This window comes from Bacteroidota bacterium, assembly GCA_035506275.1.
In the GTDB taxonomy this organism is placed as follows: Bacteria; Bacteroidota; Ignavibacteria; order UBA10030; family UBA8401; genus JAGVPT01.
The window spans coordinates 159,989-186,087 of record DATJPT010000009.1 but is presented as its reverse complement, the minus strand read 5'-3'; the positions used below and the strand labels follow the sequence as shown (position 1 = coordinate 186,087).

The window sequence follows — 26,099 nt, the reverse complement described above, 5'->3', positions numbered from 1 at the left end:
TTACTGTACCTGGAGCTGGTTCATCCAATTGGCATTTTGGAGCTCATCCCGGTGAGTCGAATGCAGCAGGTCGTAGTCGGAAAAGCCCGACCGATCGCCGAAGATGAATTCAACTCCCCCCTGGATCGAATGGTACGTCCAGATCTCATACGGTTTTGTGTTGACCTCGTTGGCGTGCCGTTCGATCTCGTCCGGGGGACCGTAAACGATGAAGACCCGGCCGCGATCGGTCTTCCATCCGTCTTTGAAACCGGCGCGAAAATGCTCATTGGCGTAGTCAACCCGTTTGAAATATTCTGTTTTCGTGAGAGGATTCGGGTTCGTCAAATCGTCTGCCCGCTTCCTCCAGAACTCATACAGGACCTTCCTCTTCGCGTCGATGCCTTTGACGTTCTTGTATTCGGCCTGTTCCGCGCGGCTCATGATATATTTCAGTTGGCTAAACTCGAGGTCAAGCTCGGATTCTGTCATTGTCGCATATTCGCTTGCGAGGACCGACCCTTCGGTTCCGGCGGTCAGCGAATCCATGGGGAGCTGAGGATTATAAACGAAGATCTTTTTTGAGGAGGTGTAGTTTGAATTATCGACGGAGTCGATCACGGTGAAGTTCACGGTGTAAGCGCCGGTTCTTAACGCATTCACCTGGAAAGCGCCGACCTCTACGTTCGATTCGTTGACCCGATTTTTGATCCGCGAACGGGTGATCACCTCTTTCCCGATCGAATTCGTGACAGTCAATCTTGTATAGTAGTATGGCGACGAATTCTTCAGGAGATTGTAGGTCTCGATATAATAATACACAGCAGATTGATCCCCCCCATAGATCTTCGACGGGTTCGGCTTCACTTCATACGTGTTTTTGATAAACCTTCCGACGGAATCCTTGCCGACGGAGACGATCGAGGTACACAACTCAATATCGCTGAGCGAAATGTGTGCGGACTCAATCGGCCGGAGGTCAATGGGAACAGAAAAGCTGTCTCTTTTTGCCCAACTGTTATTTCCCCCTCCGACAACGTACATGCGATACACGTCCGGCGCCAGAAGAAAGCCGAGAACGTCGGAGTAACTCCGGGAGGTTGCCAGCAATGTCGAATCATTTGTTGTAAAAGGGATCCTCCACGTTTGGCGGGCCACGATGGAATCGTTCGACGAGCGTTTGAAATAGATATCCATGAGGGCTTCCGCTTTCAGGATGCTGTCGGTCTTCGCAAATTTCAATTTAGAGACGTCGAAAGTATAGTAGACTTCGAGGTAAACTCTGGCGGTGTCTCCTCTGAACCTTGCCAGATCAACGCCGATGCGAAACCCCGGTTGGGCTTCGGTCACCGTTGGGGAAACTGTCAGGCATATAAGGAGAGGCAGCAAAAACAAGGCAGAACATTTCATTGGGAACCTTTCTCATTCCGAGGACGAATATAGAGAAAAATAGATTCTTTTCCAATGGATAGATTACGCATCAACATCCTTGACCAGAAGGACCAACGCACCGCCGACGATCATCGAGGCTCCGCCGAGAACCAAGGCGTAGACCGCCTCGCCGCCGAGAAATGTCCGCATAAAGAAGCCGAGGATCCCCGCCGCCAGGATCTGCGGTATCACGATGAAGAAATTAAAGATCCCCATATAGACTCCTGTCCGTTCCGGAGGGAGAGATCCGGCAAGAATTGCATACGGCATTGAGAGAATACTCGCCCACGCCAATCCGACACCGACCATTGAAAGCAACAGCATCATCGGATTGTGGATGACCAAAAAAGAAATGAGGCCCAATCCTCCGCAGAAAAGACTGATCATGTGGACTGTTTTTCTGCTGGTCCTTTTTGCGATCACCGGCAACAGAAATGATGCGGCCGCGGCAAAGCCATTGTATGCCGCGAAAAGCACTCCGACCCAATCGGCACCTTCGTTAAAAAGGGGGGTCGTAGGATCCGAGGTTCCATAAATGTGGCTTGTCACCGCGGACGTCGTATAAATCCACATCGCGAAAAGGGCGAACCAGGAGAAGAACTGGACGACCGCGAGTTGGATCATCGTCTTCGGCATCTCTTTCAGGCTGATGAGAATTCCTTTGACCAATGCGGCGCCCCCTTCGCTCTCTTTCTTATGCTGATTGAACTCTTCGACATTCTCGGGAGGATATTCTTTCGTCCGAAACACCGTCCAGCTGACAGCGGTAATGAAGGCGACCGCTCCGGCGTAGAATGACAGAAGCACCGACCTTGGAATTTCACCTTTCGGCGCCGTATTGCTGACGCCGATCCAATTTGCAAAAATATACGGAAGCGCCGAAGCCACCACCGCGCCTGTGCCGATAAAAAAGCTTTGCAGCGCGAATCCCGTGGTCCGTTGCTCCGACGGGAGCAGGTCGGCGACGAGCGCGCGGAACGGTTCCATTGAAATGTTGATCGACGCGTCAAGAACCCAGAGCATGCCTGCGGCGATCCAGAGTGCGGGGGAATTCGGCATAACGACAAGGGCGGCGGTTGCAAGCAACGCACCGGTCAGGAAGTACGGCCTCCTCCTGCCGAGCCTGTTCCAAGTTCTGTCGCTCATGTAACCGATGACCGGCTGCACGAGAAGACCTGTGGTTGGCGCGGCGATCCAGAGAATCGGGATATCGGAAAGGTTTGCGCCGAGCGTTTCAAAGATCCGGCTGACGTTTGCATTCTGCAGCGCAAAGCCGAATTGAATGCCGAGGAACCCGAAACTCATGTTCCAGACCTGCCAAAAGTTTAACCTAGGTTTTTTCATAAAGGTATGAATTGATTTTTGTTGTCCATTGAAGTCCGATGAGAATCATCTATCCTTTGACGCTTCCAAGCGTTAACCCGGAGACAAGCCACTTGCTGAGCGAAAGGAAGAGAATCACCACGGGTATTGTCACAATCATCGAAGCGGCGCCGTAGAGTCCCCATTCCGAACCCATATTCGACTCGAATGATTTTAATCCGAGGGGAAGTGTCCACAGATCCGTGTCCTGAAGAATCTGCGCGGCGACGATATACTCCGTCCAGGCAGACATAAATGAGAAGAGGGCGGTGATGACGAGAGCCGGCGACGCAAGGGGGAGGATAACTTTATAGAATGTTTGGAATCGATTGCACCCGTCGATCCTTCCGGCCTCTTCAAGGCTGGTCGGGATCGTATCATAGTATCCTTTCATTTGCCAGACGCAAAAAGGGAGCGCGGTAGCGGAATACATGATGATGATTCCCAGGTAAGAATTGATAAGGTGGAGTTTCACGAGCATGATGTACATCGGGAGAAGGAGCATCGTCGCCGGAAACATTTGCGTCACGAGCAGACTCAGGAGCCCCAATTTTTTACCGATAAAATTGAACCGCGAAAAGGCATAACCCGCCGTCGACGCGAGAGCGACGCCTGTCATGGTGACCACGAAGGCGACGAACGTACTATTGACGAGCCAGAGAGCGAACGGCCGCTCCGTAAAAAGTGCACGGTAGTTCCTGAGCGACGCGTCCTTAGGAATGATCTCCAGCGACGTCGACAAGAGGCGGTCCGCAGGCCGGAGTGAGATCGTAAATATCTGGGAAACGGGATAGAGTGCGATCACGCAGAAAAGTATCAATACCAGATACGTGGCTGCAATTCTTAGAGCTGTTTTTGTCTTCGCGTCCATGCTTCAATTTCTGAGTGAATTAATACGCCGCCTCAGTTGCCTTTGTCCTGCGCATAAAGGTCAGACTAAACGCAAGAAGAATAAAGAAGATCACCATCGATAGCGCGGCACCGTATCCGTACCGATAAAAATTAAACGCTGCCTTGTAGACGAACGAGACAAGCAGATGAGTCTGGTCCGACGGTTCGCCGGCATTGCTGACCAGCCAGACGATGTTCAGGTTGTTAAAGGTCCAGATCGTCCCAAGGGTAATGGCCGGCACCATCGCAGGACGGATCAGCGGAATAGTGATATTCTTGAGCTTCTGAAACCATGATGCCCCGTCCATGTCAGCAGCTTCGTACAATTCATGCGGAATACTCTGCAGCGCACCAAGCGCAATGATCATCATGAACGGGAACCCAAGCCAGACATTGGTGATAATAACGGCAATGAACGTTTCGAGCGGACTTTTCAGCCATTGAACTGCTGGGAGTCCAAACCACTGGGTGAGCATCAGATTGATCGAACCGTATTCATAATTGAACATTCCCCTCCAGGTCAGTGCAACAATCAATTGCGGCACTGCCCACGGAAGCACCAAGATAGTCCGGAAGACAGCCTTTCCGCGAATGTCCTTTTGATTCAGTAAAACCGCAAGAAACAAACCGATGGAAACATGGAAGATGAGGTTGACGATCGTCCAGATGATCGTCTTAAGGAAAATACCGTAGAAGTTCGGCTTTGATTCTTCCGTAAACACTTTCACATACTGCCTTATTCCATCGAACCTCCAGTCTTTAATATGAGTCAAACTCATATTGGACATGGAAATGACGACGTTGAAAATGAACGGGTAGATGACAACACCGATCAACACGAGGAACGCCGGCGCAACGAGAAAAGCAACGAATGCTTTTGTTTTAATTTTCTGACCGGTCATTCGTTCATCTCTTTTATTTTGTTCAATGCATCAAGCTGCATATCCGCCGCCGCCTGCTCCGCCGTTTTGTATCCCCCAAGCACCGCCTGGTAGCTCGGTCTCATCGCATCCCAGATGGCCCGGAGCTCAGGCACCACCGGCATCGGCCTCCCGTGATCGATGGCGATCTCTGAATTCTTCATAATATCATTGTTCTTAACGAAGCTGCTGGCGAGGACGGATCTTTTGGTCGGCATCGTGTGAAGAATTGTCGCCGCTTCGAGTTCATTCTCATCGGAAGTGAGAAATTTAATAAGTTCGATCGCCCATTTTTTCTTTTCTTCAGAGATATTGGCATTGAGTGAAAAGCCCTTGGGCGAAACCATTGTGCCGCACCAAAGCCCGGTCTTGGAGATTTTTGGGAGCGGGGCGACGCCAAAATCGATCCCCGCCTTTTCATATCCCGACCAGCTCCAATCACCGTTGATGATCATGCCGACCTTTCCGTCCTTAAAAAGCAGGTCCGATATTTCATAATCGGATTCGTTCGGAATGATCTTATATTTATCGCGAAGGTCTTTGATGAATTTCAGCCCGTCAACAGTTCCCGGATTATTCAACGCAGGTTTGCCGCTGTCATCCATAATCCAGCCGCCGAACCCGGTCATGAACGGAATAAAAAAGAAAGGCTCCGTATAATTCCAGGCCAGGCCATAACGATCAGGTTTGCCGTCGCCGTTAAGGTCCTGAGTCAGATGCTCACCGATCGCGATAAGCTCCTTTTCGGTTGTCGGCGGTTTTGGCACCAATTTTTTGTTGTAGACGAGAGTCAAATGATTGCCGAGTTTATCGGCAATTTGATAGAGATGTCCTTTGTAGTATGTGAGAGCCTTGGGGTCGAATTGGTCAAGATAGGCCCTGTCAAAAAGATCTTCGAGCGGGAGAATAATATCCATCACCTGAAACGGTCCGACCTGGTCTGCAGGGCCGTAGACGATTTCGGGACCCTGTCCGGCGATCGCTGAGATGATGAAACCCGAACGGAGCGATTCTGTCTCCTTGAATAACTGCTCCACTTCCACTTCCGGATGGAGCTTCATGAACTTTTGAAGCTGCGATTCCAGCACAAGGCGGATATCGATCCTGTCCTGATGCCAGATCGTGATCTTTATCTTCCCTTCCTTCTTTGGCTTGCACCCGGAGAGACATCCGAGCAGCACGAAAGAAGCAAAGCAGATAAACAGAAGAATATGAAGTCTCCTTGAATCCATGCTCGAGGAATTTACGATGGCAGCCCCTTTTGTCATTCGGACGTAACGAATGACCAAAGAAACGCGGAAAGCGCAAGACTAACGCCGCTGATGATAAAAATGATGTTTTTGTCCGCAGCATTCTGGATGATTCCTCCCAACCCGAGGCTCACAAAAAGCTGCGGCAGAACGACGGACAGATTAAAGATCCCCATGAAGAATCCCATTCTGCTTTTTTGAACATTTTCGGACATCACCGCGAAGGGAAGGCTGACGATCGCTCCCCATCCGACGCCTACCACGGCCATGAGAACATAGAGCAGCAAAGGCGTCGCTGCAAAATATGCGATGAGAAAATACCCGACGGCCATGACGGCGACGGAGCTCAGATGGGTTTTCACCCGGCCGATTTTTTCAGCGATCGGCTCGAGAACGAACACGGGTAAAATAAAGCCGACGGTGTTGAGTACTGCAAACGAAATAGAGATGACCTGGCCGGAATAGACGGCCGGAGAACTTGCACCAGCCGCCAGTTTTTGCTGGACAAATGCGATAATGTACACAAACATCGTCTGTACGCCGATCCAGGAAAAGGCGTGAGCGGCATAGAGCCGAACGAGCTGTCCCCATCTCGTCGCGGGTTCACTCCTGGTTGGAACCGTTGACGCCATTTCTGTTCCGGTCTCTTCCAGTTCTTTGCTCTCGCTGATAAAAAATACCGGCAGGACCGAGAATGCCAGAACAATGAACACCCCGAGATAAATCAGGGCATAATTGCCGAAAAGCGCGCCGACGACATACGCAAGAACGCCAAAGAAACCGGAAATTGTTTGCATCCATGTATATCCCTTGGTGCGTGCGTTTCCTTCGGGAGTGACGTCGGCGATGATGGAGCGGGTCGGGTTGAAACTGATGTTGATCGCAAGGTCGAGGGTTAGCGCAACGGCAATGGCAACGCCGAGCAAACTCTCGATGCCGAAAAACGAACGTATCCTGTCGATGTTCGGGAGCGCGAGAAGCATGGATGCCGCTAATGCTCCGCCGATCAGAATGAAGGGGCGGCGCCTCCCTCCCCAAAACCAGACTTTGTCGCTGATCAACCCGATAATGACCTGTCCAAAAATCCCGGCAAGCGGTCCGGCTGCCCAGACGATCCCTACCTCATGGATGTCAAGGTTGTATTTCGTCGTCAGGATCCAGCTGAGGGCGGAGATCTGGATAGAAAGGGCGAACCCCATCGCTGTGGATGGCAAACTTATGATCGCGTAAAAGGAACGGCTGAGATTTTTCTGGATTTGAAGCATGGTTGAGATCAGAGATACTGAATGAATTGGATCTTCAGCCGCAAAGCGCTTTAACGAGGCGGCTCACTACATTTTGCCGAATGTATCGGTGAGAACCACCCTGTCGGTCGTACCGTCAAGAAAGACTCTCCGGTTGCCTCCGGGAAATTCTTCTCCGGGGTTCCACTCACCGCTGGGGCCGCTGTTGGTAAATTTGTATTGGATCTCTGTGCCGACAGGGAAACGAAACTCGATCGTCCAGATGCTGTCGTTTTGCTGGCGGTCGCCGTGGGTTCCGTCATCGAACATTCTCACCGTATTCGGTTTCCAATTTCCCAGCTCATCTTGATTGCCGGCGATGTAAATCCCCTTCCGCACGTACATCTTGCGCGCATCGCACTGGAAGACCACGGACACGGAGTCGTTTTTGGTGCTCTGCGCCATCGTCCCCTGGGCCGGTCGTGTTCCCGTCCCTTCATCCAGAATGATCTCCTTGAACTCCCTCTCAGGCATCCGACCGCCGGCCCGCCTTGCAAAGGAATAGATGTTCTTGAGATGCGTAATGTAAGCGATATCGAACGGCTTGTCTCCGGCCGGAGCCGTTTGGTCCGTGCCGTACCACCAGAACCAGTCCGACCCCTCCGCGGCATACATTTCATCCCATGCTTTATAGGCGAGATACTCCTTCGTTCCTTCTTTCGGCTCGGAGGATTTCGGGTCGGGCTGCGCCAGGCCTGAGAGCCCGAGGTCCTGCCGCGCGACGAGCAAATAATTCCATGCGCGGTTCTCTTCATCCTCGCCGATCCAGGTATCGTAGTTCGCATTGATCCACGAACCGGGATACAGCCAGTCGAGCTTCCGCATCGATGAAATGGGATGCGGGGCAACACCGCGTCCCGGATTCCCCTGCATGTACTCCGTCATCGTTACCGTGACGATCTGCCTCGTTTCGTACAGCGCGCTCAACTTCCTGTATAATGCGTGAAGGAATTCCTTGCCGTCGTTGTCTTTCCGGTACCATTCCCACGCATTTTCGCCGTCCAGGATGACCGTCAGCAAACGGTCCGGCTCCCCCTCCTTCGGCGCGTAGCGAAGAATGCTTTTGATGAAATCGTCGGCTGCCTCTTCACCGGGAAATGTCTGGTATGTAAAACCTATTTTGTCCGAGAGCTCGGTATCGCGGAAAACAACGACGACCGAATCCTTCTCATTGCCCGAAGAGTAGGCGCCGTAGGGATAGAATTTCGGCTGGCCGTTCGGCTTCGACCGGGCGAGGATCTTCTCATCCGTCGCGATCCAGCGGATGCCGTTCCTGCCGAAGATGGAAATGATCTCCTGCGCGACCGAACCTTCTGCGGGCCACATCCCGGCCGGAGCCTGCCCGAATTTTTCCGTGTAATACTCGATCGCTTTCGCGACCTGCGCATTCGCATCCTGAGGATACTGAAAGCGGTTGGGCATGGTATCGTTCGGCTGGCAGACCCTCGCCAGGTCCGTATCGAAAATAAGAGGGAGGATTGGGTGAAAGAACGGCGTCGTTGCGACTTCGATCTGCCCGTCGAACGTCGCGGGATGGTACATCAGCTTCTTGTGGATCGGGATGACATTGGACAGCACCTTGTACGTTTCGGCGACCATGCGGTTGCAGTCATCCTCGGTGAATGTCTTCTTTGCATAATATTTTCCGTCGGATCGTTTTTCTACGAGGTCCGTCACGTCAACGACAGAGCCGTCAACAAGCGTGATCCGGCGTTCCAGAAAATCGGGGTCGAAGTGCGCCAGGTAAAACCAGAGCTTGATATCTCGCAACTCCTGCTCGGTGAACTTTTCCTTCCGGACGTACCGCTGCTTCAACGCGTTGTATTCAGGAAAGCGGAGAATTTGCACTTCGCTGATTCCGAACGCATTCCAGATATTGTACAAAAGGAAATTCATGTCCCCTTCGTCGAAATCCTTCGTCGGCTTCAACGCCAGATCGATCCAAGGGTCTGTCTTCCCCTTCCAGCGGGCGAAGAATCCCGGCGCATCGACGAGGCTTTTGCGGACGTCGACGAACGGCCGGAGTCTGTCCACATAATATTTTTCGAGCTGAAATAAGAGCGAAGAGGTAAGGTTCACGTTGTAATGCACGTTTGGATATTCCTCAAGAATCGAGGCCATATCATAGTAATCTTTCGTCCCATGCGTTCGAACCCACGGCCCCTGAAGCTGATCGCTTTGGGGGTCGAGGTAGAGCGGCTGGTGCTGATGCCAAATGAGGTTGAGGAACAACGTGCTGCCGGAATTAGGATAAGAGTCGTTCATAGAAGATGCGTGGTCTGATGGAGAGCGTTGATATTCTGCGCTGCCCGGGTTATGACCGGGCTGCGCAGAAAGTGATGACAATATACAAAATGCTGCAGCGACAATTTTCATCGCGGACCGACCGATGTCATTTTAAGAGGAGCATCCGTTTTACGTCGGAGCTGTTGTTCGCCGTCAGGCGGTAATAATAGACTCCGGACGAAAGCGTTTTTCCGTCGAATTCTACTTCGTACGTCCCGCCGTTCTGACGCTCATCGACCAGCGTTGCCACCACCCTCCCCAGCACATCGTAGACCTTCAGGCTCACTTTGGTTGTGTGAGGGATCGAGTACTGAATAAGTGTGGTCGGGTTGAACGGATTGGGAAAGTTCTGGCTCAATGAAAACGCCAACGGCACCGGAGCTTTCGCCCCTTCTTGAACAGAAGTAAGCGCCGGAACTGTCAAATGGAGGACGGAGTCCGCAAGGATGTACACCGCAGAGCCGTAGGCCGGCAGGTTGATGTTCAGATTCATCGTGTCGCTGTAAAAACTGACTTCGTACGCCGTGTCATGGTAGACGTCATTCAAGTAGTACGTCTTTCCGTTTGACCATCCATGTGAGAAAGCCAACTGAGCAGCTTTGATGGTGACAGAAGAGGACACAGAAAAGTTATTGAAGTTTTCAACGGCAATTCCATTTTGGTCGGAGAACGGACGGGCATAGGCGTACATCATATTGCTTCCTGCCGCTGGCGCCAGGGGAAGAACGCGCATAGAGAGCGACCAGAAAGCCGGAAAGGCCGAACGGATCCATGCCAGCCGTTGATAATGCGGCGAGAGAAGCGATTTCCCCGCACTGTTCCAGTCGATGATGCCGCGGCGGCGTTGATCAAAGTTAGCGATTCCCAACCCGAAGCCGACCTCCTGTCCCGAGTAGATCATTGGGATGCCTGGAACGGTGAAAATGAGCGTCCCCATCGGCATCGTTTTCGCGTACGAGCCGTATGTGTAGGCTATCCGGTCCTCGTCGTGGTTCTCGAGGAAACGCATGAAGCGCGAATTTGGGCCTGGGACAAACCCCATCGTATCCCCTCCGTAATTTGTCACATTATTGTTCAATGCCGATATATTGAACGGCTGGATCACGTTGTGAAGCAGATTCCAATCATACGCAGCATCGACGCCGCCGTTACGGTCGCCAAAGATGACCTCCGTGCCGGGACCCGTTGCCGGCGCCTCACCGAGGATGAAAACATCGGGTTTCGCGTGCTTCAATGCACTGCGAACAGGTTGTCCCATCTCGTTCTCTCCGCCGTTTCCGTTGTTCGCACGCGAGTCGGGTCCCCAGTACACGTCGAACCGGTATCCATCGATTCCGATTTGCTTTACCCACCACGTGAATACTCCTATCATGTACGCGCGTGCGTCGAGGTCTCCCCAATTGTAGTTTAGGATCTCATCGGAGAAGGCGCCATAATACACAAACCCGTCTGGTGTGATAGCTTCGCTCAATTCCGGATGGTAGTTCGAATTCGTGATCAGCTGATGCTGATAGAAGGGCCAATAGAAGGAATTGGTGGTATACAGCCGCGCATTCTGTACAAACGGATGTCCCTGGCTCGTATGGTTTGGGGTCACGTCAAGGATGACCTTGATGCCCCGCAAGTGTGCCTGCTGGACGAAATTTTTGAAGTCGGCATTGGTCCCGTATTGGGTAGCAACGGTATAGAAATCGATAATATCATATCCGGGCCCCGGGCCGTTGTCGATTGGCCCGTTGTTCTTCATCACGGGCATGATCCATAAAATATTGACCCCGAGTCTCTGCAAGTAATCGAGCTGCGGCACTGCGGCGTTGATGGTCTGCTGAGAGGTGAAAGAATTGAAGAACATTTCATAGATACGCCCGTTCTTCACCCAGCCCGGGTTGGACGGGGCCGTGGGGATGGTGACAGAACCGTCGCCATTGACGATGAAATAACCTCTGGTCGTGTCCTTGTTCCCTCCCGCGTCACTCACAATGAGGCCAAAATAATATTCTCCCGGCGTTTTCGGTACCGTAATCGGGATCGTCGACTGCGTCGAACCGTCGACCCCAGAAACGACCTCAGGATTGGCGGGGTCGATGCTCCAAACGCTGGTGAGGGACGCAGTCTCTGCGGTATCCGGGTCTGTGCTGTTTGCAGATGAAAGAGTCACTGCCCCTTCCCCAGGAACGATTGAGATCACTGCGGTCGGGGAGGGATTGACATAGCGGGTAATGATATACTGCGACGACGTAATCGTCGCGCCCGTGCTGTCCTTCGTGAATGCCTTAAATGTGTTCACTCCGGGGGTCAATCCTTCCGTTTTCGTAAACTTGCCGGCGGCGATAGCGACAGCCTGCGTGTCCGTGCCATTGCGAACAATTTCGGCGGAAAGAATGCCGACATCCTCGACCGAACCGTAGAGTGATATCGAGTCCTTCACCGTCGTGTATCCGCTCTGGTTCAGAATTTGTATGGGACCGGCGACTACTGTGAACGTTGCGCTGTCTGTCACCGGCGCCCCCCCCCAGGGTTGTACGGAGAGTTTGATTTTGTGAGGGCCGTTCTCGAGCGGCGAGGCCGGCTTGAAAGAAACGAGTTTGGTAGACTGATTATAGGAGGAAGGGGACAGCTGATATGATGCCGAATCAATCCACAGTTGAATTGTCTCTGTGTCGACTTGTGCGCCCATAGAGGGAAATACATGCGCGCTGATCACCGGGTGCTGCACACCAACAATTCCCGAGGTTGAATTCGGCAAGAGGTACTCAATCGTCGGGCTGTTGACGTAGAGAATGGAGTTATTGTTATCGGCAAGGTTTTGCCTAGGATTCATTGGATCGGAAAGCCATCCGGTTGAAGTACCGTTTTCATTAATTTTGTATTCATAGGCACCAGGGACTCCCCCTCCGACCATTCCCCCGACATGCAAACGTACCGTCTTCCACCAGATACCAGTCGCCGAGTCCTTTTTCATCAAGGAAACGGCATTCGAAGCGATCACACCGCTATTATTCGGCCCCCAATTATTGAATTCGCCCGGAAGGAACACATACGTGGGATTGTTTTTTGTTGTGTAGTAGAACGTCACGTCGACACTGTCTGCGGCCTTTGCCGCTGTTGACATCAGCAGCGCGACAAACATCACCACTCTCATCGATAGAATCTTCATCACATCGCCTCTCTTTTAAATGGTCTTCTTTTTCTGAACCTATAGCTGCACACTTTCACTTCATGGTTTCCTCAAGCTTCGACTGAAGAGCCAGCGCATCGGCATAGTGCGGGCTCAACGCAAGGGCTTTCTTCGTCATCTCAAGGGCTTTCTGATAATCGGCTTTTTCCACGTACACGCCGGCCAAATCGTACCACACCTGAGAATCGCTTCGATCCAATTCGATGCTCCTGGTCAAATAGTTTTCTGCCGGCGTCAGCGCGTGCCTATGCAGATTGATGATCCCCAGCCACTTCGTCGAATAAGCGGTCGGCTCGATGTCGTTTCTCTTCAAGAGATACCGGTATGCCTCATCGTACCGTTGCCGCTGAAGCAGCGTTTGAGTTGCATCGTCGTAGTACTCAAGAACGATGGGGTACTGGCTTATCAGGACATCCATCACCCCGAGGAATGAGGCGATCTCATTCTTCGCTGCATACCACCGAGCCGCCTTCCGATGGGCAGCATCCCAGCTTGTTTTATCCTCCACTAGATCGGCCGCTATCGAATCGATCCGATCATGCGGACGAAGAACAGTGTTCTCGGGAAGCTTATCCTTTTTGCTGATATACGGCCAGTCATTTTTCAAGAGTTTGATCCTGTAGCTTGCGATAATGCTGTCCAGTTTCGTGAACGGGAAATTTGTCACGGTGGCACTGTCCTGCTGCTTGTCGTCGAGGGCTATGGGTTTCGATGAAGGAAGAAGGCCGTCTTGTTCCATTTCCTTGTAAAAAAGATTCCCCATGAATTGATAACCGTGGAGCGTCGGGTGTAGATGGTCGGTCATAAGATTATCCCCCACGATGCCGCCGGGGCTTACCGCCCCGAATGCCGAATCGACATTGACAACGCGCGCGTGAAATTCCTTCGCCAGTTTGACAATGATGTCGTTCATTTCCGACGGAGCCCTGAATCGAAGCGCATCAAGGTCCCGTGCGTATCTGAATAGTGAATCGGCTTTCTGCCATTTTTTTTCGATGCACGACTGCTGCGCTTGCTGAAAAACTTTTTCGGCGGGGGGCAGGCCTCCCGATTCGATCGACACGAACGGAGGTTGATCCTTTATATTGCAGGCAAGCGTCCCCAGAATAACGGGGACGGCGGCATGGGTTGCCATGGCGAGAATATCGCGCATGTTTCCCTCGAATTGTGCGATCCCTCTCTCATAGACCTTCGAATGCAATTCGATATACTGATCCTGCGCCATTCGGGACATCAGCGTTCCGGTGGCCGGTTGTGGATTTCCTGCAAACAATCCCTCCACCTTGCCGATCGCATTCCGGACGAGCTGAAATGTCCTGAACTGCTCGAGAAAAATAACAAGGTTGATTATGGTCCTGGAACTCCCCAGCGATTCCTGCGACCCTACGCCGAGTGCGCCGTAGTATTCATTGTGGCCTGCATAGATAATGATCAGGTCGGGCTTTTCTCCTAGAATGCCGGGTGTTAAATCTCTCAAGGTGTAACTATTGACGGCAGTCATGCTGCAGTTCACCACTTCAATCCTGGATTGCGGATAGACGAGGCTCAGCCGCTGCTGCAAATATCTCGAAAAAGAGCCGATCGGCATATACGGATATCCCGCACCGCTGCTTTCACCGAGAACGAATACCCGGAAGGAATTCGATTTCTTCGTTTCGTCAAAAATGTCGCCGTTCGAGTACGGAACACTCGGAAGGTCGGGGAAATATTTATGGGCCATGTCGGGGTTCAAAACAAACGACCCCTTTATAGGGTTGACCCATTGAGTGTAATCCAATCCATAGTTGAAAAAACGAAGTCCCGCTTCAACAAGCACAAAGAAGAGCACAGGGATAAGGAGCGTCACCGCCACGAATAGAATTCTCGGCCGTTTAGCACCAGAACCATGTGCGCCGCTTCCCGTCTCGTGAGTTTCGGACTTGTTAGCCATCGTGCGTTGAATCCTTTGTCGGTTCGTCTGGTGCGGGCAGTTTATTTCAGTATGATGACTTCGTACGGCTGCAATTCGATTGAATACATGCCATGCGTTCCCGCGATCTTCCGTCCGTCCAGAAGATTGACAAGAGTATTTTCAGAAGTTCGGCCACCCGGCAGCGCCGCTCGAACTGTTTTCTTGGTACTCCCATTGTTGGCGATGACGACGATCATCTCACGCCCCAATTCCCTCTTGTAGCCCAAAATATTTTCCTCGTCGTCAAAAAAGAAGAACTCCAAGCTCCCCCGCGAAAGGACCTCATGATGATGCCGGATGCCGATCAATTTTTTGTACCAGTTAAACAGACCGGCATCAAACACGACAGAATCGGGCTGACGCGGTCTGCCTAAAGGGTCGGCTGTCTCTACTTCATAAGTTTTTTCCGGCCAGACCATCGGTTTGCGGCAATCGGGGTCGTCCCCTCCCCACATTCCCGCTTCGTCCCCGTAATAGACCATCGGCGCACCGGGGAGCGTCATCTGAAGACCGACGATGAGCCGGAATTTTGCCCGTTCAATTTCGTTGGGCTTTCGAACCTGGTACGATTTATTTTGTCCCGGATTTCCCGAATGGTCATACCAGAGGTCGGGGTTGACAAGCTGTGACGTCATTCGGTCGACGTCATGGCTATCCAGAAGGTTTTGGAGGACGTAAAGATTGTCCGGATGATAATCTTTTCGGAGCGCAGTGATGCTGTCAGCAAAAGCTTTTGCAGTAATTTGATCTTTTCGGTCCGCAACAAATTCTCTGATGGCGCGGGCGAACCGGTAATTCATGACGCCGTCGAATGCGTCTCCCTGGAGCCATGGCGACGCGTTGAACATCTGGTCGATAGGCCAGTTCTGCCACCAGATCTCACCGGTGATGTAGGCATTAGGGTTGACCTCTTTTACCCATGAACGGAACTGCCGCCAGAACGTGAGGCCGACCTTTTCTGCCACATCAAGTCGCCAGCCGTCGATGCCGTCGGACGGGTCGCCGTCTCCATTAGGGTCCATCCAACGCCTGACAATGGCGTGGACGTGGTCGCCAAAGCCGGGAGCAAGCGCTCCGGTGCTGTCCTTCTTGATCTCGGGAAGGTCTTTTACACCGGCCCATCCCTCATACTCAAATTCGTTTTCCGGCGTGTCGGGATCATCCCATCGTTTGATCCTGAACCAATCCTTAAAAAGAGATTTCTGCTGATTCTTGACGACATCCTTAAATGCCCAGAATGACGTCCCAACGTGGTTGAATACCCCGTCGAGAATTATTTTCATTCCCCGTTTGTGCACCTCCTTGACCAGTTTCAAAAATAATTTATCGGCGGAAGTCCACTTCCATGTCGAAGGGTCGGCCGGGTTTTCCGCGGCCCAGATCTTTTCGTCTCCCGCCGGGTCGGGGCCGAAATTATTGTCGACGTGGTGGTACATCCTCGTGTCGTATTTATGCGACGACGGGGATTCAAAAATCGGGGTGAGATAAATTGCCGTGATCCCCAGGTCATGGAGATAATCGAGCTTGTCGATGATTCCCTGAATGTCTCCCCCGTACCGCCGGACTCCTGCATTCCAGTAAAAATCTCTCCCCGTCGCCTTTTCCCAGGGCTGAAGCTTATACCAATCTGACGTCCATGGTGAAATTTGCCATCCATCAGGAATTTTATACGGCCATGCCCCGTCAATATCGTGAGGGGTCGGGTCGTTGCCGGTATCGCCGTTCGCGAACCTTTCGGTAAAGATCTGATACCAGACGGCATCTTTTGCCCAAGCAGGGACGCGCGGAATGTTTGTTATCGTTTGTGCCATACCGGAGCCAAAGAGGAGCAAAAAAACGCAGGCGGAGAGGATAACTTTTCGTGTCATATCTTGGTCTTTCGTCATGCCGCATGGATGCAGTTATCGGACAACTCTACAAGACCCGTCAGGAGCTCTATTTTGCGAAGCGACTGTGGAGAAAAAAAATCAATCGAATGAAAAACCATGAACAGCACGATGGCCCATCGTAAAACAATGAACAGTTCTTTCAAACATTCGAGCCGACAGGTAAACAAAACCCAATCCCGATATTCTCGGGATTGGGTTCTGAATGATCCATGCCAAGGACTCGCATCGATACCATGAGGTTCATCCTCGACATTTTCTTGCGGTATTACTTCAACAGCATCATCTTCTTCGACTGGACAAAATTGCCCGAATGAATCGTGTAGAAGTACACGCCGCTGGCAAGCCGTGAAGCATCAAACGTCGCCGAGTACGATCCGGCCTTCAATTCAGTATTCACGAGCGTTGCAACTTCCTGTCCCAGAATGTTGTACACTTTCAACGTGACCGCGCCGGCTTTCTGGATCGCAAAGTCGATTTTCGTGGAAGGGTTGAAAGGATTCGGATAGTTCTGCGACAACGTGTAACTTACCGGGTTCTGGCTGACAGCTTTCACTCCGGTAAGGGAAGTGTACGGATCGCTTTCCTGATCGGTCTTCAGATCATTGTTCGTCCACGTGTCCTTCGGCATTACCCACGGGTTCTTCGGGAAGTGGTTTGCAACATCCTGTCCAGCGTAGCGGACACGATAGTTGAATGCATCGAACCCTGAGGGTTCGGTCACCCACGTGCCATCCGAACCTTTTTGCCATTCATAGGTGTATTCGAACGCGTTCCATGAAGGATCTTTTACGTTCATGGTCGCCGAATACAGATTGCCTGTGGTCTTGGCCAGTTTCATGATCCTCATGTGGCCGTCGCTCGGACGGTACCAGCCCTGCGAACGCGCGAACGCCGGCTCGCCGGACAGCCAATACAATGTGTCATGCGCCGGGTCAAACGGGATCGCCTGCTTCGTTCCGTCCATCGCCGGGGTCATATCGACGGTAAACGTTACTTTCAGATTCGTCCCGGAGGGGATGAACCAGTCGGGATGAATGCCATCATACCAGTCCGACGTGTCCTGATTTGCCTGGCCGTGGAAGAGTGTCTCTCTGTTTCCGCCGCCCCAATGGACCGGGCGCTCGTACGGGTCATTCCAGATCGTGTCGATGCCTGTCGGTGCATGCTGTTTGGCGTAATACTTGTAGGGATTGTCACCATACGGCTGGCTTGTGAATACCTGGGTGATGAAGAATGAACTGTCGTCACTCGCGTCCTGGCTCATCCAGGCAGTCGGAGCGTTCGTGGTCCAACCGTTGAATCCGGCACTGATGAGAACGCTGTCTTTGGTAGGATCGAACATTCCCACTTTGATCAGGACACTCATATCGCAGGTAAAATTGATCTGTCCGCTTCCGATCTGAATATTCGGATTCTGATCGTTCCAGAAGGATGAGTAGACCGTAGAATCCTGTTCCGGAACAAAGTAGAACCGATTCCCATCGGTGCCCACGTTCGTCGGGGACTCCCAGCTGAGTGTTCCCCCCTGCCAATAGATGAACTTGAAGTGGATGGTTCGGCCAGAATCCAAACTGTCGGCGAGGGCTGTGAAAACGGAGTCACCTGCATCCTTCGTCAACTTAATGAAACCGGAACCGGTAGTGCCCCAGCCCGTGAAATCGCCGGTCACTCCGACGCTGTCCACACCGCCAGTTTTGAAGGGAAGAGACATGTCTTCCTTAAACCAGACGTGATAGGGTTTGCCAGTGATATTGTTGAAATGAGCCAACGGCAGCGTAGTATCATTCGATCCGATAACCGCTCCGCGATTGCTGATTGACTCCCAGTTCACTGTCCCTTTGTCGTTGTAACCGAATTTGTACGCGACTGCACCCGACGGAATTGAATCAGTTGTGGTGTAAATCGCCGTATCCGCTCCGGTCCCTTGCACCAGAAGAGTGTGTGCCGCCGTCCAATTGTTGACGTTATCACCGGCGATCCATACGGAATCTGTTGCAGGAGAGAAATAACCATTCTTCTGGTAAATCGACATATCGACCGAGAAGGTTACCTTCACCGACCCGGCGTATGCAACCATACCGAACGAAAAAAATGCCAATAGTAATAGGCCTTTTTTCATATGTGGTACTCCTTTATTGATTGTTATAGATTTCCCTCTGCAAAACTGCGCAGGGGGAGTTATTTAGTGTTAGAAGTTTAACTGAACGCCGAAACTATTCACGTTTCCCAGGTACGTATACTGCTGATATGCGTAATCGATCGCGATGTCGAGATACCCCGGCTTTTGATACTTGAGACCGATGCCGAGAGTCAACCCTTCCTGTGAATTCTTCAGGAAAAGCGATTTGTATCCCCCGCGGAGAAAGACCATGTTGTTGAAGAGTGCAAGCTCTCCGCCGACATTGACCGACTCATTGTTGTCGTTGGGGACGACACCGTCCACGGCAAGAGTAAACCGCTGTCCATCGAGGAATAAGAAATCGCGCGCCAGCCCGATCTGCAGCCGCAGCGGGAGGTCGAACTGGTCCGTCGCAATGTTCGCATCGACGGTATTGTTGCTTCCTGCCCGTGTGGGATCCACATCATAACGGATGAGGAGGTCGTTCCCGGACATCTGCATCTTGGTTCCGAAATTGGTAATGCTGCTGGCAAATTTGACGTCGTAAAACGGCGTCATGAACAGTGTGCCAATATCGAAAGCAACGCCCGTTGCATTCGAATGATAAATATTTTCAGTGACAAGCTTCGCGGTAGCCCCGACCGCAAAATCCTGGGTGATGCTTCTTGCATACGTCAAACCAAATTCGTAACTGGCCGGGGTGAAGGTTTCGCCCGTTCCGTCCGGTTGGTCCTCTGTCGTGACTCCCATCGAGCCGTAATCCACCGCAGTAACGTTAAGTGCAAAATCACCTGTTTCACCCGACGGGAGGACAAGCCCGAAATAATCAACGCCGATGCCGGCAAAGAGATTGGTGTAGGTGAACAATGCCTGGAATTGATCCATACCGGTGATGCCTGCAGGGTTCCAATAGATCGACGACGCATCGTTACCGACCGCTGTGTATGCGCCCCCCATCGCAATTGCCCGCGGACCGATGCCGATACTTAGGAATTTTGCTGCCGTCGTCCCGGTCTTTGTGATCGTTTGCGCAATAGCAACGGCAGACGAAAGGGAAAGAGCAAGCCCCATCACCCAAATAGATTTTTTAAGCACGTTAGGCTCCCAAAATAGATTTCATATGTTAGATTCTCAGATGAGACCAGGTCTCTATTTTATGACGGCAAACTTGCCCATCGTCTTGCCGATGCCGGGGGCATCGACATGATAAACGTATACGCCGTACGAAATGGACAAGTTGTCTTCCGAAAGCATGTTCCAATCTTCGGTGCCGTCATCAATCGGATTGCTGTGAATGATGGTCTTGACTAGTTCTCCGTCCGCCGTAAAGATTCTGATCGTGCATTGAGCCGGAAGATGCGTGAAATGCAACGACCGAGCGCCTCTCCCAGTCGAGTACGGGTTTTTCACCTCCCAGCGCGCAGAGCCGAGGTAAGGATTCGGAACCACTTTGATGTTGTCAAGCTGTACTTTTCCAAGGGATGCGTCGATATGTTCGGGCGCCGAAGTGAAGCTGAACACGTCGTCGGACAAAAACGGTTTCTTCAACTTAATGTACGCCGTATCGCCGGGCATTGGAATCGTTTGGACAGAATCGGGAGCAGCCGAAAGATAAAACCACCATGTGACTACCAGTGAATCTTTTGAGTTCGGCTCAAGAAACACGATCCTGTCCTTCGCCGAACCGAGTGCGGAAAGTTTCCCCGCCCCTCCTGTCTGGTCGAAATCAAGAAATCCAAACGTCACGTATGTATTCGTCGTGGTGTTTAGTACTCTGAAGTTGACAGGTTCAGCAGGGTACACTTTGCTTTTATATGTGAAATCCACGGAAGTGTCCACGCCAACATTGCCGAAGAAAATTCTATAGTCGTCGGGGCGCAACTCGCCGCTGATTCCTCCAGGCGCAACATACTTTTCGAACACAAAATTCGGAACTTTGGGGTCGGTCCACCGTGAAGACGTTGAATCCAGTTCAACGCTTGTCGCATTATTGAACGTCAATCTGAAGCCGTCCAGGACCGGTTGCTCATAGATGGAACCGAAATTCGGATTTTGGTATTCAAGGATCCTGCCGTCGGTAGAATCCACCAACGTATAGTTCTTCGTTTTTAAGGTGTCGGGCTTGCCCGGAGTCACTACAAGCGTATCCTGAAAAGTGAGGTAGTACGTTTGGCTGTTCTTGACGGCCTTCGGGTCTACAATCTCGTACGAAACGGTGCTCGTCGTCGCCCCTTTAAGCAGCTTGATTGTCCCGAGTGATGAATTGACGTATCCAGCCGAACTCGCTTCGGGTGTTACGCGGGCGACATTGGGACCGAGTGTCACGCTGCCGTCCGCTGCTAAATTGACTCTGATCGGACTTTCCGCGGGAAGAATGCCGCCGGCAGCATAACCTTTGCTGTACGAAACTACGGCATAGTAGTACGTAAATCCATCTTTCGCCGTGCTATCCACGAAGGAGTGCTGAAGTCCGGAATCGCTTCCGAGATAGTAGTGGATGCCGTCGATACCCACGGAATCGTAACCCATGATGCCATCGACAAGATCGAAGACGGCAAGCGGACTCATGAATTGCGGCGTTCCTTGCCCGTTGGTGATATTCAATGCATCCTGAAACGCCGGATCGGAAGCTCGATAGATGCGATAGCCTTCAAAATGATGGCCGTCCCCACCGATATTTGCGGTGAATGCATCATATGAACTCTCGGCTTTGTTATCCCAATAGAGGGTGACTCTGTTATCTCCCGGCACGGCCGTAACAATCGGGGCGGGAGGGGCAATTGCAAACCGGTAATTATTCTGGTATGTCTGCTGAGCCCGTGAACGTTTCAAAAGGATCTGACTTTTTCTGATCGCCCAGCCGGGATCATTCACCGGACCGTTGACAAGGATGACAGCCATCGAAAAAGGTTCAACGTCTCCAGCCGGCATCGGGAAGAGGCTGGAGGAGACAAAGAGGTCGACGTCGCTGGCAACGACGGTAGCCGGGTCAAAATATTTCCCCGGGATCATGAAGTCGAACCACATAGTTGCATCGCTGTTGATGTTCAATCCGCCCGCGACAATCCGATCCGCTCCCGTAATGCCAATCTGGTCCGTTTCTTTCACATCTGTGAGGTCGATATGCGGCTCGCCCGGTTCGCCCGTGCCGACTCCGGAGGTCGGTTTACCGTCACCTTCTCCAAAATCATGCGTCCCGGGAACTCCATCCAGTCCGACGTCATCGGTGAGCGGATTCCAATCCCCGTCGTTGTCGACACGATCCGTGCGCGACTCATCGATCATTTCGTCGATGTTTTCATCGACACCTCCATCACGCAAGCCGTCTTTATTCAGGTACGGTTTGCCCAGCGAGGACTGATCGAGGCTGTACAGGATCACATGCGTTCCTGGAACTTTGTAGCGATGCCATTGATCGTGCGATGCAGAGTCGATCATTCCCTGGGTCACCAGCGGCAGGTTATTGTAGCTGATGCTCGGGCTGTTGCCGTTGTTATCGATATTGTCTTTATACTTTTTTCCAAGATCAGCCTGGGTCACACCGATCAGCCAGATTTGCTTTTGCTGGATCGAATCCGACTCGGGGTTTGGGGGCCATCGGTTCCAGTGGTGAACATTTCCTGAACTGTCGACATTCATATCGGTTGCGGCCGCGTCGATCATCGCCTGCGTGATCACCGGGCTTCCCGCTTCGCCGTTGTTATTATCGTCAATGCCGTTCGCGTATGTTGTGCCGACCTGGGTTCCAAAAGCGATATCAGTCTGGTTTTCGTCGATCAACCCGTTCCCATTGTCATCAATGCCGTTGTCCGGTATTTCCCCCACCAGCATATCAGAAGTGATTTTGGGACCGTTTGCCTCACCGTCTCCATCGTTATCGATCCGGTCGGCCGAATTGCCGGGTGTCTCCAAAAAAGTCATCGCCACAGCTCCAACAGGATCGTTGCCGAACGTTGGTGCCCGGTTGTCGGCATCGCGCGACCAGAGGAATCGGTTCAAAATGTCGAAGTCGGCGATGTCGTCCTGTGAATCGCCGTTGCCCCCGACGAAATCAGCAAACCAAATTGTCACACCCATTTTCGGAATATTCTGAGTGCCATCATTCCGCAACGTGTAAAGGAGAAACACGTCGTCCTGAATAAGGATCTGCGACCAAGCCAGACTCCGCTGGTCGACGATGATTCCCAGCCCTTTCCTTGTGAGGTCCGTTGTATCGGGATAATAATCGGTGTAACGATCATAACGGTCGTCCGACGCTTTCGCAAAAAGCTCTTGGTCTGCGTTAAAAATGTTCTTCCCGAAGTACCCATTCCATTCCCCCTTCCAACCCGGGTCGATCTTGTCGTTCGCTTTATCAGGCCACGATGTCGGCCAGGTCGATGGATCGAGGCTGTTCGCCAGGCTGTTCGATGTCGGGTTGGAATACCCGGGAATCGGTTCGAGATTCCATGTTGCGCCCGACGGCGAAGTTCTGTAATCCGGAACATCGATAATATGCTGTAAATTTCCCTTGCTGTCCGTTACCTCGGCACCCAGCATTAATCCCGTCAATGCAAGGTACACCTCTCCGGTATTCTTCGGCCATTCATACGGCGTTTCCACGTTAATCGGATATTGCCCCCCCTCACGGCCGGTGAATGCGAAATTAAATATTGATGCCCGGACTCTGTTTCCTTCCAACTGAGTATGAGTGCGGACGCGCGGGTCCCCGCGTTCTTTGCTGGGAACGTGTCCGGCGACGGGATTCCCATATTGCGCAAAGAGAATTCCATTGAGTAAGAGCAACGCAACAAACAGGTGAAGGAAAATATTCAAAGTTCGATTCATTACAGTCATCCTCCGAAGCAGGAACTTAAAATGAAAGCTCAATACCAGTCTGGACTGATCTTGGTGCTGCGTAATTTGTAGGATATCGAATATACTCTGCCACCGTGTTGGGGCGGGCCGGGTCCGGTGGGATGTCCGCAACGGTTGTAGTAAAATCAGGCTCGCCTGTATCGCCAAAGACATTCACAACATTATGTTCATCAAAGAGATTAAACACTTTCAGATAGGCAGTGAATTGGGTACCGAATATCGAAAACGACTTGTTCGCATACAGGTCAATGTCGAACTGAGGGGGGAGATTCCTTGTGTTAGGCAGGAAGCCCGAGCTAAGTCCGCGGTCCGATGTCTCTTGAGTCACTGAAGGAGTGTACGGCAAACCGGTTCCATACTTTGCCAACAAACTCACATTCCATCCGTTGTCACCGACCATAAAGTTGAAGTTGAGGTTATGCCGTTGATCCCAGTTCAGCGGAGATAGAAAGATGACAGGGGCTTCATTATTCAGGGATGCATTGAATGCATCGTCCGGGTTGGAATTGCTTCCTTCGGCAACTTGATACGTATAATTCAGTTCGGCTGAATAATGGTTCGAAAATTTCTTTGAGAAATTGATCGTTATGCCTCGAACGTTGGAATAATCCCTGTTAGTGTACACTGAATACAACACACCGTTGCTGGTCGCCGTTGGAACGCCAGCAGTAATCCAGTCCCGTATATCTCTGTAAAATCCGGTCGCATCGATGACAAATTCATCCATGAACTGCTGCCTGAACCCGATTTCATACATGATAGTGCGCTGCGGCTGGAGATCGGGATTTCCGAACACTGTCGTTACTTCGCCGCCGGTTTCGGGCACTTTGTATTCTCCAAGGTTGAATAAATATTGGAATGTGGGTATCTGGAGGAAATGCCCGTAGGAGAAGTGGACGACACCGTTGACACTGATCGGGTAGGAGACGCCAAACCGCGGGCTTAGCTGTGACTTCGGCGTTGCATCCTTGTAAAAATACGGCTCGCGCTGTGCCAGCGTCAAAGAATCCAGCCCCTGACGGAGCGGGACGTTGATGTTCGGGTCTTGTGGATCGACGAGAACCTGGCCCTTCGAGTTGAAGTAATCGAAACGGAGGCCGATATTGATGATAACGTCTTTATACTCGATTTTATCCTGGATGTAACTGGCAAATTCTATCGGTTTCGCGTCATAGACATTCCTGTTAATCGATGTCGGGTCGGGAATCGAGGCGGCAAAAGGGACCACGGGTACTCCGCCTACTTCGAGAGGCTGGAGAGTATAGTCGTCAAACTGCAGATGATGCATCTTCCCATCGAATCCGAATTGAAGCAAATGGTTCTCGCTTACCTGACTTGAAAAATCCAGTTTCGCGGTGTACGACTGCGTCTCGCGGAAAAAACGTTCAAGGTTCGTTCCTTTGTCATGGAACGCATACGAGACGGTGTTCAGTGAATCCGGCGATAAGTATCTCGGGTCTGTCGGCGAGGGAAAAAGGTACTGCTTGAAGGTCTTGTAGAAATAATTGGTTCTGAAAGTATAAAAAGTCCCTGAAGAGAGAATATGGTTAAGGGTCAGCGTTCCGTCATAGTCCTCAGCATACTTGAATGGGTTTCCATCGGGCTCCCATTTGAATGAGTGGTCATAGTCCTGATAGTTGTCTTTTGAATAAAGAATCTCCGTATTGATTTTGAAATCTTTAATGAACTGGTATGCCACGTTCGCCTGGCCAAGCCATCGTTTGCTCCAATTCATCGGAACCGCATGCCCGTCTTCCGGCTGGCCATAAATGTTGTACTTATCGAGTCCGTAGAGATAGCCGTCGTCATACACGTACCTAAGATTGCCAAAGAAAGTGACCATGTCGTCCGTCATCGGCAACGGACCGCTCAAACTTCCCTGATAATTATAGTTCGTTACAGGATTATAATGGGCAATATCGGTAAAGTATGACGTAAAATTACTGAGGTAATCGCTTCCGTACACATTCAGGGATCCGTGATAATCTTTTCCCCCTTCCTTCGTGACGGTATTGACAATCCCCGACATCGCATTTCCATACTCCGCGTTGAACGTTCCGCTGATTACCTGTAGCTCCTGGATGCTGCTGTTATCGAGGTCGACCCCCTTGCTGTTATCATAAGGATCGGTAATGGATACACCATTCACCCAATATGCGATTTCGCTAGTACGGCCGCCGCGGATATGAAAATCTCCGTTCGCGTCCTTCGTAATGCCGGCCTGAAGGCTCAAGACGTCGTTGAACTCGGTCACAGGCAGCGTACTAATTTGATCCGCCGAAACCAACGCCTGGGACGATGTCACGTCTTTTTTGACGGCATCGATCTTCCCCTCAACCACGACCGCCTGCAGCTCGACGGTGGATTCATTCATCGTGAAATCCATCTTCGATGTCAGGTCGACCGAGATAGAGACATTTTCTGCAACAACGGGCTGGTACCCGACGTATTGTGCGCGTACCGAGTAATTGCCCGGGGGAATGTTAAGAATGACGTAATTGCCGTCAAGGTCCGCGACCGAACCGAGGGACGTTCCGACGACGGAGATATTACAAAAAGGGAGTGCTTCTTTTGTATTGGCGTCGATGACCTTCCCGGTGAGTTTTCCGGTGGTGCCGCCATACGCTGCGGAGGAGATAAGAAGGACAACGAGAAAAAGACGTGGTAAAAGTATTCTCATAAATTTCTCCAGAAATTTTCGCT

14 protein-coding genes are annotated in these 26,099 nt (G+C 51.6%); all 14 read right to left on the bottom strand.

Annotated elements, in window-relative coordinates:
* Positions 1-1,389, bottom strand: a complete 1,389-nt coding sequence (locus VMF88_08625; protein ID HTY11124.1) for a GWxTD domain-containing protein — start codon at positions 1,387-1,389, stop codon at positions 1-3.
* A gap of 63 nt (positions 1,390-1,452) precedes the next feature.
* Entirely contained in the window at positions 1,453-2,715 is a 1,263-nt protein-coding gene (locus tag VMF88_08620) for an MFS transporter (GenBank protein ID HTY11123.1), read from the bottom strand.
* Positions 2,716-2,803: 88 nt separating this feature from the next.
* Positions 2,804-3,643, bottom strand: coding sequence for a sugar ABC transporter permease (locus tag VMF88_08615; GenBank protein ID HTY11122.1), 840 nt, complete (start codon positions 3,641-3,643; stop codon positions 2,804-2,806).
* 19 nt (positions 3,644-3,662) lie between these two features.
* Positions 3,663-4,565, bottom strand: a complete 903-nt coding sequence (locus VMF88_08610; protein HTY11121.1) for a sugar ABC transporter permease — start codon at positions 4,563-4,565, stop codon at positions 3,663-3,665.
* The gene (locus VMF88_08605) at positions 4,562-5,815 is read right to left on the bottom strand and encodes an extracellular solute-binding protein (GenBank protein HTY11120.1); all 1,254 of its coding nucleotides are present in this window, start codon (positions 5,813-5,815) and stop codon (positions 4,562-4,564) included. Before VMF88_08605 ends, VMF88_08610 begins: the two co-directional genes overlap by 4 nt.
* Before the next feature lie 32 nt (positions 5,816-5,847).
* The gene (locus VMF88_08600) at positions 5,848-7,098 is read right to left on the bottom strand and encodes an MFS transporter (protein HTY11119.1); all 1,251 of its coding nucleotides are present in this window, start codon (positions 7,096-7,098) and stop codon (positions 5,848-5,850) included.
* Between the two features lie 66 nt (positions 7,099-7,164).
* On the bottom strand, positions 7,165-9,381 hold the full coding sequence (locus VMF88_08595) for a carbohydrate-binding module family 20 domain-containing protein (protein ID HTY11118.1): 2,217 nt from the start codon (positions 9,379-9,381) through the stop codon (positions 7,165-7,167).
* A gap of 127 nt (positions 9,382-9,508) precedes the next feature.
* Positions 9,509-12,559 (bottom strand): alpha-amylase family glycosyl hydrolase, encoded by a 3,051-nt coding sequence (locus tag VMF88_08590; protein ID HTY11117.1) that lies wholly within the window; start codon positions 12,557-12,559, stop codon positions 9,509-9,511.
* 55 nt (positions 12,560-12,614) lie between these two features.
* Positions 12,615-14,510, bottom strand: a complete 1,896-nt coding sequence (locus VMF88_08585; GenBank protein HTY11116.1) for a hypothetical protein — start codon at positions 14,508-14,510, stop codon at positions 12,615-12,617.
* A 41-nt stretch (positions 14,511-14,551) separates the two neighbouring features.
* Positions 14,552-16,399: a glycoside hydrolase family 13 protein gene (locus VMF88_08580; GenBank protein HTY11115.1), complete on the bottom strand. Its 1,848-nt coding sequence runs from the start codon at positions 16,397-16,399 to the stop codon at positions 14,552-14,554.
* A gap of 286 nt (positions 16,400-16,685) precedes the next feature.
* Positions 16,686-18,539 (bottom strand): T9SS type A sorting domain-containing protein, encoded by a 1,854-nt coding sequence (locus tag VMF88_08575; protein ID HTY11114.1) that lies wholly within the window; start codon positions 18,537-18,539, stop codon positions 16,686-16,688.
* Between the two features lie 69 nt (positions 18,540-18,608).
* Positions 18,609-19,634 carry a PorV/PorQ family protein gene (locus VMF88_08570; protein HTY11113.1) on the bottom strand — a complete coding sequence of 342 codons (1,026 nt, stop codon included), beginning with the start codon at positions 19,632-19,634 and terminating at the stop codon, positions 18,609-18,611.
* Positions 19,635-19,688: 54 nt separating this feature from the next.
* Entirely contained in the window at positions 19,689-23,366 is a 3,678-nt protein-coding gene (locus VMF88_08565) for a hypothetical protein (GenBank protein ID HTY11112.1), read from the bottom strand.
* Between the two features lie 25 nt (positions 23,367-23,391).
* Positions 23,392-26,076: a TonB-dependent receptor gene (locus VMF88_08560; protein ID HTY11111.1), complete on the bottom strand. Its 2,685-nt coding sequence runs from the start codon at positions 26,074-26,076 to the stop codon at positions 23,392-23,394.
* Positions 26,077-26,099 lie beyond the last annotated feature (23 nt).

Excerpts from the sequence above, each read along its gene's own strand:
- VMF88_08625 (HTY11124.1), bottom strand. The coding sequence starts at position 1,389 with ATGAAATGTTCTGCCTTGTTTTTGCTGCCTCTCCTTATATGCCTGACA.
- VMF88_08620 (HTY11123.1), bottom strand. The coding sequence starts at position 2,715 with ATGAGTTTCGGGTTCCTCGGCATTCAATTCGGCTTTGCGCTGCAGAAT.
- VMF88_08615 (HTY11122.1), bottom strand. The coding sequence starts at position 3,643 with ATGGACGCGAAGACAAAAACAGCTCTAAGAATTGCAGCCACGTATCTG.
- VMF88_08610 (HTY11121.1), bottom strand. The coding sequence starts at position 4,565 with ATGACCGGTCAGAAAATTAAAACAAAAGCATTCGTTGCTTTTCTCGTT.
- VMF88_08605 (HTY11120.1), bottom strand. The coding sequence starts at position 5,815 with ATGGATTCAAGGAGACTTCATATTCTTCTGTTTATCTGCTTTGCTTCT.
- VMF88_08600 (HTY11119.1), bottom strand. The coding sequence starts at position 7,098 with ATGCTTCAAATCCAGAAAAATCTCAGCCGTTCCTTTTACGCGATCATA.
- VMF88_08595 (HTY11118.1), bottom strand. The coding sequence starts at position 9,381 with ATGAACGACTCTTATCCTAATTCCGGCAGCACGTTGTTCCTCAACCTC.
- VMF88_08590 (HTY11117.1), bottom strand. The coding sequence starts at position 12,559 with ATGAAGATTCTATCGATGAGAGTGGTGATGTTTGTCGCGCTGCTGATG.
- VMF88_08585 (HTY11116.1), bottom strand. The coding sequence starts at position 14,510 with ATGGCTAACAAGTCCGAAACTCACGAGACGGGAAGCGGCGCACATGGT.
- VMF88_08580 (HTY11115.1), bottom strand. The coding sequence starts at position 16,399 with ATGACACGAAAAGTTATCCTCTCCGCCTGCGTTTTTTTGCTCCTCTTT.
- VMF88_08575 (HTY11114.1), bottom strand. The coding sequence starts at position 18,539 with ATGAAAAAAGGCCTATTACTATTGGCATTTTTTTCGTTCGGTATGGTT.
- VMF88_08565 (HTY11112.1), bottom strand. The coding sequence starts at position 23,366 with ATGAATCGAACTTTGAATATTTTCCTTCACCTGTTTGTTGCGTTGCTC.
- VMF88_08560 (HTY11111.1), bottom strand. The coding sequence starts at position 26,076 with ATGAGAATACTTTTACCACGTCTTTTTCTCGTTGTCCTTCTTATCTCC.